The following is a 6,065-nucleotide window of genomic DNA, read 5'->3' as shown; positions in this document are numbered from 1 at the left end:
ATGATCCTAGCCAAAGTAATGGACACACTGTCCCTCTGAAGATAATGTAACGTTAACTTTGGAGATGTACACATGGCTAAACGCTTTAGTCCAGAATTTAAACAGCAAGCAATTGATTATGCACTTGCGAACTCACATGAATCATTAGCATCAATTGCGGTAAAGCTTGGTGTTGGTTACTCGACACTTGATAAATGGATTCGTACTGCTAATCCAGAAGGATCAAGCAAACGTCAGTTAACACCTGAGCAACAGCGAATATTAGATCTAGAAAAAGAAGTCAAACAACTCAAAGAGGCAAATGACATACTAAAAAAAGTGCATGTGTATTTCCTCACCGATCAAGGCAAGAGAAGTACACGGTAATCAAAGACTTTGCAATGGAAAAGGTTAAAGTCACTGTACTGTGCAAACAATTAGGTGTCAGTACTTCGGGGTTCTATGCATGGAGAAAACGTCAGGTACGTATAGCAAAGCAGTATGATGATTTACAAGCGGTGTATTGGCAGCACCACGCTCGTTTAGGTGCACCATCCCTCGTTCATGATATGCATGACCTAGGTTACAGCATGAGTGAGCGCACAATAGGTCGAATGCTTAAAAAACTAGGATTACACAGTAAAATTGCCCGTAAATATAGGCATACGACTGATTCAAATCATCGTTTGCCAACAGCACCAAATTTGTTAGATCAACAGTTCACTGTAACTGAGCCAAATAAGGTCTGGACGACTGATATTACGTATATTCGAACGAAGGAAGGCTGGTTATATTTATGCGTGATGCTAGATCTATTTAGCCGACGTATCGTCGGTTGGCAGACAAGTACACGAATAGATCGTCAATTGGTATGTGATGCGTTTAACTATGCACTTGCACGTCAGGGTTATCCAACAGGCTTGATGATTCATTCGGATCAAGGCAGTCAATATTGCAGTCGCGATTTCAGAGCTGTATTACTGACAAATAAGGCAATACAAAGTATGTCACGTAGGGGAAATTGTTGGGATAACGCAGTAACAGAAAGTTTTTTCCATACATTGAAAGGGCATGTGGTACATGACAGTGTATTTTCTACAAGAAAAGAGGCAAATTCGGTCTTGTTTGAATATATTGAAGTTTACTACAATCGAATCAGAAGGCATTCTGCAAATGGTTGGTTAAGCCCTGAAGCTTTTGAGCAGAAATATTTTAAGAATTTAGAGGGAAGTACTGTCCACGATAGTGTCTAGGATCACGGAAAAACTGATTTACAAAAGTTAATTTTACTGGTGAATCTTGGAATTCTACATTCTTTAAAAAATGATTATATAACTATTTCATGAAGCTGAGTACTTTTTATATGCTCCATATATGATTAACCTATTAAAAGAGAACAAATATTCAAAAAGCTTAATTGATGTAATTCATAGGGGAACAGAACTAGAAGACCTTGAATCATTTAATATTGATGTTAAAAATGAAATGAAAAAAATGTTTAATGAGTGTGAGGAATTGATTAAACAGCTTCCCGAGAGTAGTTTTCAATTTGGTAAATGGTATGATCAAAAATTATTTAACAACTTTAAGTAAGTAAACGTGAATTAAAATTATCAGGATTCACGTTGACGATCTGTGGCAACAATAGCGTTGTGTAGCCACAGCCTTTGGTATCTTATTTAACTTATGTTTACCTAAAATCTAGTTCATAATTAAATTTTTATTTAATAAATAACAAATTTAATTGCTTAGAGCACTAAAGTGATAACTTGTAAAATATTTAGTTCATGAACCTCGTTATAAATACATAATTTCCTACTAAAAATATTAAGAATAGACTAAATTTGTCTACGGGAGCGGTAGCAGTCCATTATCTAACTTTACGGTGTCTACAAAATTAGTGGCTATTCATACAGAGATAGGGAGTTATGCAGCAGCAGTAACCATCTGCTTAAAACGAATACTTCCTGCTAACGCATTCAACAATATAACTTTCCAATGATTGCCACCATATGTACTCTCTTCATGTGTTACTAAACCAAGAATAAAATTATTAAGGTTCACTCCTCCATTACGTATATGACTTAAACATATTTGAAATATTTCAGTTATCTCATCATTAACAATCTCGTTGTAGTTATCTATCAGACTAAGTTTGTCATAGTGAGAAGAAATGATATCCCAATGATCATCAGAAAAATTTGGCGGTTTATTTATAGAAAACTTAGCTCCAATAGAGTCTCCATTAGTAGAAAAATATAATTGTACATTTATAAATCTTTCAACAGGTATTGTATCTGAATAGAAATAAATAAATGTACGGTGTGTAGAGTTCTTCCAATTATCATTTTTTGTTTGGTTACAAGTAAAGCAACAGGGAATTAAGTTTAGGGCATGAACTGCTAATTCTGGAAACTTTGATTCTGGTAAATAATGATCATGGGTTTTAGGTATAGTTATACCGCAATAAGGACATTTTTTTAAAGAACAAGAAACTTGAGCATCTTTAATTAAATCAAATATTTCCTCAACCTTTTTGGTATAACCGTTATAGCAACTTAGCAAATCATCTTTATTTTGCTTTAAGAAAGCATTTTCAATAAAATTAAATAGTTGATTATTCTGAATAGCTAATTCAAAATTTGTATATCTCGATGCAACTGCACTATCCAAAGTCAAAAGATTTTGCTTCGTTTTATTAATTTCACCTTTAGTGGTATTGTGTTTAGCCCTAACTATTGCTCTGTGTCTATCTATATAAGGAATAGAAGCAGATGGTTTATTCAATACTTTCATTTGTCTTCACCATACTGAGCAATAAGAAAAGCTTTGGCGTTAAAACTTAAATTATTTTCAAAAAGATCACAAACTTCGTCATAACTTTTTTTCTGGGATAAGTTTTTCAGCACTTTTTTATAAAAATTAGGAATATTTACTGTATCAAAAACATGCCTCGTAAGCTCTGATATATTTTCACCAAAAGTTTCAAATTCCATTTTTGTAGCAATCGTACTATTATTTTCTCTTGTTAATAAAATTACACGTTTACTAGGTATCTCTTGTATAACAATAGGTGAATGAGTCGCGATGACTGCAAATGAATTATATTTTCTTAATAAATCATTTAATACATTGAATAAGCTTGCTACTGCATTTGGATGCAGATGGGTCTCAGGTTCATCGAACAAAATTAAAGTATTGATTTGTATTTTTGCCACAAGTGCTGTAACAAAATGAGCTAATATCGATTGACCAGAACTAAGAAATGATAAAGGATCATTATCTAAAAAATCAGTATTCTCTATCTCTTTTTCTAGAAAGCTTTGAAATGATGAATTATTACTGTCTAAAATTTTCATCATGCAACTAACCCATTGATTTTCCCTGTCTAACTCCCTAACTTTAATTAGGTTATCTTTAAATTTTTCTGTTAATGATTTTATCGATATTTCACCACTCTCGTTTCTAATACCACAGTAATTGTAACTTCGTTGGGGTTTAGTAGGACGAATAAACTTATCAAAAGCACTATAAGATACTGTTATCACTTTATTAAATATAGGTCTGTCCCCAATAAATCTTTCATCTCGGCTATCTAGAGATTTTTTGGACTTTCTTCCAACTTGAACTAAATCTTGCGCAAGAGCACTCATTAACTGGGTTTTTCCTACAGCGTTTCGTCCAATAATTCCAACAATTCGCCCTGGAATTTTATCAGTCTCATCTAAATCAACAAAAATTTCAAATGGACTATTAGCTTCGGCAATATTAACCACATACCTAAAAGAAAAATCTTCAGTATAATCTTCATCTAAAATAATAGATCGACCAAATCTTAAAGCATTATGAGCACTATTTTCTCTAAGTAAAGAATTTCTATAATCTGTTTTGTGTTCAAAATTTTTAGCTTTGTTTGACTGCCAAGAGATATCATTTAAAGCTTCCAACACTATCTCTGAATCAGACTCACCAAGAATTTCGCGTAGATTTTTGTAAAATGATATATCTTGACCTAGACTAATATAATTGTCATCTAATTTTAAAAAATCATCAGGAATTATTGTATTGGATGAATTTTTTTGTAAAATTTTAATTAGACCAATATTAAATAACTTGTCATTACTTTTATGGAAATTTAAATCAAATAGACTATAAGTTCCATAATCATTCCAATTATCTTTAGTTAAACTAAAAATTGGAAATTTTTTAGTAGTCAAAGGCTTTTTATAATCTTTTATAACAAACATAAATAAACTCTTAAACAAATTAAAAGAAATGATAAAATAGTTTCAATATCAAAAATTAGTTTAATAATCCTTGATCCAATTTTTCAGTCATATTTCTTATGAATGAGTGATTACTAGCCAAAAGTTCATCCCACATGTCAAGACAATACCCTAGTGTTTCATCATCGTCATCATTTTCTGCTTGATCATATAATTGCTGAATGACTCTTGTGATAGCATCTGTATCTAAATTACTCATTAAATCTTGAGTTTTTAACTTAAGAATATTTTTAATCATGATAATGATGAGATCACTAAATTGAGCCATACCTATAGAGTTTCCTTCTATTGAGTGTAAGACATTATAAACGTTATGATCTAATGCGTTTGACTGTATATACATTTTAAAAAACTCTCTAGCATATCTTTTTGACCAAAACTTTTGATTGAAGAATCTCCCCATTTTTTTTAGGATTTCCTCGTTTTTTGAATTAACTAAGATCTCAAAAATTTGTTTCATTTTTGAGTGATCATATCCCTTAGTATCATCACCTAAGAATTGGGTAATCACGGAAGCATAGCCCTGATGTGTGCTGAGAAAACAGGAGGTTTTAACTTGGTAAACTATAGACACTCATCAGGAGTTTACCATGAGCAAGAAACAGAAGACTTACACCGCAGAATTTAAAGTTGAAGCAATAAAATTGATTGAAGCCAATCAAGGCAATGTATCGGAAACAGCCAGACAACTTGGCATTTCAATGCAAACTCTTTCAAATTGGAATAATAAAGCAAAGACTGGCACCTTAGCAGGCACTAAACAATATTCACCTGATCTAAATGCCTTACTCGAAGAAAATAAAAAGCTCAAACAACAGCTCAAAACAGCTGAAATGGAACGTGAATTTCTAAAAAAGGCAGCAGCGTACTTTGCGAAAGAAAGTCAGTAAGGTACGCCTATATGAAACAGCAAAGATATTTATTCCCGATTAGCTTTATGGCTAGATTACTTCACGTTTCAGTGTCACGATTTTATGATTGGCTAAAACGAGGCATGAATAAAAGATTGGTTCAGCGAAATCAACAGACAATTTTGGTCAAAATAGCTCATGAGGAAACTAAACAAAGCTATGGCTATATTCGATTAACTAAGCATTTACAAGCGCAAGGTATCAAAATCAGTACGTATGCTGTACGTCAAATAAAAAAGCTCAACCAGCTGTATTGTAAGCGTCATAAGCGTTTCAAAAGAACTACGAAGAGTGATCATAATCGAGCGATCTACGCAAATTTACTAGAGCAACAGTTTTCAATGACTAAGCCCAATCTTGCATGGTCAAGCGATATTACATACATTTGGACTGCTGAAGGTTGGTTATACTTGGCAGCAGTAAAAGACCTGTACACGAAACAAGTGGTTGGCTATAGCTTAAATGAGCGTATGACCGCACAACTTGTTTGCAATGCACTGACTATGGCGATTCGTAATCAAAAACCAACGAAAGGCTTAATTATTCATTCGGACAGAGGCAGCCAATATTGCAGCCATGAATATCGAAAGATACTGGAAAAATGTGATTTTCAAGGTTCAATGAGCAAACGTGGGGACTGTTACGATAATGCACCGATTGAAAGTTTCTGGGGCATACTCAAGAATGAATTAGTGCATCATTGCAACTATAAAACCAGAGATGAAGCTAAAGCAGATATTACAGAATACATTGTGTTATTTTATAATCAGCGAAGAATTCAAAAGAGTTTGGATTTTAAAACGCCAAATCAAATAGCAGAGAACTTTTATCGGTTAGCTGCCTAGCATATCCCAAGTGAAAGTCTCCTGCTAATTCAGCACATATCAAG

Annotated in this window: 6 protein-coding genes; 3 read left to right on the top strand and 3 right to left on the bottom strand. The window is 33.1% G+C overall.

All coding sequences use genetic code 11. From position 1 onward, the window contains the following. Positions 1 to 72 precede the first annotated feature (72 nt). Both ACINWC743_RS18485 and ACINWC743_RS18480 read left to right on the top strand, forming a co-directional pair. Positions 73 to 1,232 (top strand): IS3-like element ISAbe12 family transposase gene (locus tag ACINWC743_RS18485; RefSeq protein ID WP_085947547.1). Its coding sequence is split into 2 segments (ribosomal slippage): positions 73 to 310 and positions 310 to 1,232, totalling 1,161 coding nucleotides; the frame shifts between segments, so codons are not numbered across the junction. A 121-nt stretch (positions 1,233 to 1,353) separates the two neighbouring features. Further along, positions 1,354 to 1,572: a DUF3969 family protein gene (locus ACINWC743_RS18480; protein ID WP_009586522.1), complete on the top strand. Its 219-nt coding sequence runs from the start codon at positions 1,354 to 1,356 to the stop codon at positions 1,570 to 1,572. 333 nt (positions 1,573 to 1,905) lie between these two features. Here ACINWC743_RS18480 and ACINWC743_RS18475 read toward each other — a convergent pair whose 3' ends face one another. Genes ACINWC743_RS18475 through ACINWC743_RS18465 form a run of 3 tightly spaced genes read right to left on the bottom strand, consistent with a single transcriptional unit; the run spans position 1,906 to position 4,776 of the window. Continuing rightward, positions 1,906 to 2,775, bottom strand: coding sequence for an HNH endonuclease (locus tag ACINWC743_RS18475; protein WP_009586523.1), 870 nt, complete (start codon positions 2,773 to 2,775; stop codon positions 1,906 to 1,908). Next, on the bottom strand, positions 2,772 to 4,226 hold the full coding sequence (locus ACINWC743_RS18470) for an ATP-dependent nuclease (protein ID WP_009586524.1): 1,455 nt from the start codon (positions 4,224 to 4,226) through the stop codon (positions 2,772 to 2,774). Before ACINWC743_RS18470 ends, ACINWC743_RS18475 begins: the two co-directional genes overlap by 4 nt. A 55-nt stretch (positions 4,227 to 4,281) precedes the next feature. Further along, positions 4,282 to 4,776, bottom strand: coding sequence for a hypothetical protein (locus ACINWC743_RS18465; protein ID WP_009586525.1), 495 nt, complete (start codon positions 4,774 to 4,776; stop codon positions 4,282 to 4,284). A 79-nt stretch (positions 4,777 to 4,855) separates the two neighbouring features. On the opposite strand from ACINWC743_RS18465, the gene ACINWC743_RS18455 reads away from it, so the two are divergent. Next, positions 4,856 to 6,021 (top strand): IS3-like element ISAba21 family transposase gene (locus tag ACINWC743_RS18455; RefSeq protein ID WP_085947548.1). Its coding sequence is split into 2 segments (ribosomal slippage): positions 4,856 to 5,114 and positions 5,114 to 6,021, totalling 1,167 coding nucleotides; the frame shifts between segments, so codons are not numbered across the junction. The last annotated feature ends 44 nt before the right edge of the window (positions 6,022 to 6,065 follow it).

This window comes from Acinetobacter sp. WC-743 (assembly GCF_000335555.1).
Lineage (GTDB): Bacteria > Pseudomonadota > Gammaproteobacteria > Pseudomonadales > Moraxellaceae > Acinetobacter > Acinetobacter bereziniae.
The sequence above is the reverse complement of the archived record's forward strand: the minus strand, read 5'-3'. Positions and strand labels throughout refer to the sequence as shown.